The sequence below is a fragment of the Endozoicomonas sp. SESOKO2 genome, assembly GCF_024606245.1.
Taxonomy (GTDB): Bacteria; Pseudomonadota; Gammaproteobacteria; order Pseudomonadales; family Endozoicomonadaceae; genus Endozoicomonas_A.
This window is the reverse complement of record NZ_JAHHPQ010000649.1, coordinates 1-2,090: the sequence shown is the minus strand read 5'-3', so window position 1 is coordinate 2,090 and position 2,090 is coordinate 1. Positions and strand designations below refer to the sequence as shown.

2 protein-coding genes are annotated in these 2,090 nt (G+C 46.7%); both read left to right on the top strand.

The features are described 5' to 3' along the window. Positions 1–1,672, top strand: a 1,672-nt coding sequence (locus KDK17_RS16120; RefSeq protein ID WP_257288521.1) for a hypothetical protein, incomplete at its 5' end; no start/stop codon positions are given. A 150-nt stretch (positions 1,673–1,822) separates the two neighbouring features. Next, the coding region (locus KDK17_RS16115) for a hypothetical protein (RefSeq protein ID WP_257288520.1) at positions 1,823–2,090 on the top strand (268 nt) is incomplete at its 3' end.

Below are 2,090 nucleotides of genomic sequence, written 5' to 3'. Positions count from 1 at the left end.
CGTCAAGTTGTCGCATCTTCTCATGCTCATAGTTCGTCCCCTGGTCCAATGTCGGCAAATTAGCAGCGGCATCCATAGCTTTCCTGAGTATTCCCGGGATGGAGGTCAAACCTGGAAAGCAGTGGATTTGGGCGGGGCGCCTACACATCTAACAGAAATCAAATCTGACTTCCAGCACACCACAAATAATACCAGCCGTTCCAGCACTCAGCTCAGGAAGAATAAGGAGCTCCTTCAGGATCTCCTTAAAGGGGCTGGCCCGGAGCAACAGCAAATTCTGGCTGAAGCCTCTGGCTTGAGCCTTGGGGAACTGAACAAAGCGCTTGAAAGAAACAGTGCATTGCCAGAAAACCATCTAAGTATTTCCGAAATAGTAAAGCACCTCTGGGGGAGAAAAGATTTAACCGGTTTTTCCATGGGTGTCTCAATGTTAGAGGCGTTAGAGACAAAAGCATGGAGCGCTATCGATACGCGCCTGGCCGGTGATGTGCAGGTGTATGACGCCAGTAAATATACCAATAGACCGATGTTGCAGGCAGTAAAACAAATATTGTCTGACCATGATGCAAATCAGATCACTGAAAAACTCAAGTCACTCCATACAAAAATGATTGTTCAGGTCGGAGCAAATCCTTGCAACTGGTTATCTACAATGGTGGGCATACTGATACAAAGTGACTTGACCATACCTTCGGTCATTTGTTTTGCCCATGAAGCTCTGGCATCGGGTTGGCTGGACCCAAGGACCTACAGGGGCAGAATTGGGACCCCTCCCAATGAACTTCTTAATCTGTTGGTGCGTCTGGAAGCTATCGATGAACTGAAAGTTAAGGCTACACAGTGCCTGAAAGAGTGGTATAAGGCATTGTTTTCCAGGGATGAAAATATCTTTATGTGGCGGTTGGCTTACAATCGCTTCCAAGGGGAAAAAAATAATGCCTTCTTCATCACTGATTGTCATGATGGGTTTTCGCCATTTCTTGAAGGTAAAATAGCCAGCTCATCTATACAGAACACCTGGACGGACATACCTGAGGGCATTCCGAATATAGAACGAATGCTGGTGCATCAACCCGCGTTTGTAAAGTTAACCTCGGGCAGGGGGAACCACCGTCCAGTGATTATCCTGGGGCAACCTGTCTGGGACGGAAAAGTGCTGGATGAAAAGATCGAAGCCCTGTATCAACAAAAAGTCGGGAACAGTCCGGACTTGAAGCCGTTATTGGAAAAAATGAAACAATCTGATACGACGGCAGGTCAATGTCAGCGCAAACCCATTCCAGAGTCCCCTGAGAAGGACTGTGGGCCTTTGGATGCTTTAAGAGACAAATGCAAACAAGCGATTCAGCAGGCCTTCAGTCATTACCTTTATGGAGTCACCCACTCGAAAGGCAGTTGTTTAACCTATTGTTGGGCCAAAGCTTCGATCTTCGAAAGCTCACCAGACTTGTACGGTGCTCGTGACCCATCCTCGCCAGAAGAGCTACATGCAATGATGTCTGAAATTGATAGCTCTTTGGGGTTTGAGAACTCTCTTAATCTTGCCTACCTGCGGCAAACACTCAACGTCAGTGACGCTCTGGTGCTCAATTCCGACCAGCTGACGAACATTGCCGAAGAGTTTTTGAAAAGCGTTAATTTGAATTCGATGTGTGATTCACTGGATACGTGATAGCCGTTTGGCCATGATGAGCTTTTCGAGTCCGATTAATACCTTCAATGGTTTCGGGCAACCATTCAAATAGAACTTTTATCCTGTCTGAAGGTCATACAATTAAACGGTTTCAATGCTGTTCTTCAGATTACAGGAGAGAGGTTGACTATGGATGGTCGGATTGATGGGCAAATAAACAAACGCGCTCTTGCTCTTTATGAAGGTGAAACGCCCAAGAAAGCAAAGCTGGAGTTATTGTCGAAAGAGCATGGAGATCTCTGCCGCAGGGTAACATCCCAGCTGGCTATATCGTCACTCCCGACGACATTGTCCGATAAAGTGAGGACTGTATCTTCAGCAGATTCCCCGTTCCGCAAGGCTTCCCATTCCTTCGATTTTCGTTTTGTCGCCAGTGATGATGAGGTTAGACAGCTTT